At 71.1% G+C, this 1,211-nt stretch carries 1 protein-coding gene and 1 pseudogene; both read left to right on the forward strand.

Annotated features, from left to right (window positions below; all coding sequences use genetic code 11):
* Positions 1-863: MoxR family ATPase (locus B9S61_RS12305; RefSeq protein WP_103542286.1), on the forward strand; the 863-nt coding region annotated here is incomplete at its 5' end.
* A gap of 1 nt (position 864) precedes the next feature.
* Positions 865-1,211: pseudogene (locus B9S61_RS41545) on the forward strand (hypothetical protein); the annotation flags it as partial.

The following is a 1,211-nucleotide window of genomic DNA, read 5'->3' on the forward strand; positions in this document are numbered from 1 at the left end:
TCGTCAACGCCGCGCTGCTGCTGCGCCGGCCGTTGCTGATCACCGGACCGCCCGGCGTCGGCAAGTCCACCCTCGCCTATCTGATCTCCCGGGAACTCGGCCTGGGCCGGGTACTCGAATGGAACGTCGTCAGCCGCACCACCCTCCGGGACGGTCTGTACGCCCATGACGCCATGGGCAGGGCGCAGGCCATCGCCGCCTGGCGCGCGGGGCTGGAGAGCGCGGCCGAGAGCGACGGGCCGGAACCGCCGGTGGACGGCGCCGGTCAGTCACGTACGCGTCAACTTTCCCCGGCGCTCGGTGACTTCATCACTCTCGGTCCGCTCGGTACCGCCCTGCTGCCCTACGATCGACCTCGGGTGCTTCTTGTCGACGAGCTCGACAAGAGCGATATCGACCTGCCCAACGACCTGTTGCACGTTCTGGAGAATGGCAGCTATGACGTCCCGGAACTGGTGCGTGACGCCGCGGACTCGGCCCGCGTCCACACCAGCGACCCCGGAAGCCGCGCCGATGTGCTGGGCGGCCGGGTCGAATGCCGGGAGTTCCCGGTCGTGGTGATCACCAGCAACGGAGAGCGTGAGTTTCCGGCCGCTTTTCGCCGGCGGTGTCTGCCACTGGAGATGCGCACGCCCACGCGGGAGCAGCTGCTGGCCATGGTGGAGGGGCACCTCGGTGCCCGGCCCCAGGGCACGGAAGACCTGGTGGACCTGTTCGTCCAGCGCGTCCAGGCGGGCGGCACCCACTCGCTCGACCAGTTGCTCAACGCTGTCCAGATGACTACGGCGGGTGGTTTCCAGGCGGATGGTCACGGGCGTAAGCTCGTCGAAATGCTCCTGCGCGATCTCGCGAAGGGCCGCTGAATTGAAGGGCTATCCCAGGGAGCACGCATCCGGGCCCGGCGACGGGTTCCCCGTATCGGGGTCGTCGCCTCCTTCGGCGTTCCCCGAGTCCGCCGACCGGGCGGGCGGGTACGGAGCGACGACCAGGGACGCCCCGGACCGGACCGGGTCACGCTGGCAGGACCTCGCCGACGCCGTCTGGCTGGCCGCGTACTGGGACCGGCACGGCGGCCCGCCCGCCGGTGCGCCGCCCCCGGCCCCCGTCCCCGGTTCCGAAGCCGTGTCACCGTCGGCCGTCGCCCCCTCCGTGCCACCGCCGGCCGACGGAGATCGCGGCCGGCATGGCCTCGCCCTGGGTGTGCAGCCAGC

Origin of the sequence: Streptomyces sp. SM1 (assembly GCF_002910825.1) — a bacterium.
GTDB classification, from domain to species: Bacteria; Actinomycetota; Actinomycetes; order Streptomycetales; family Streptomycetaceae; genus Streptomyces; species Streptomyces okerensis.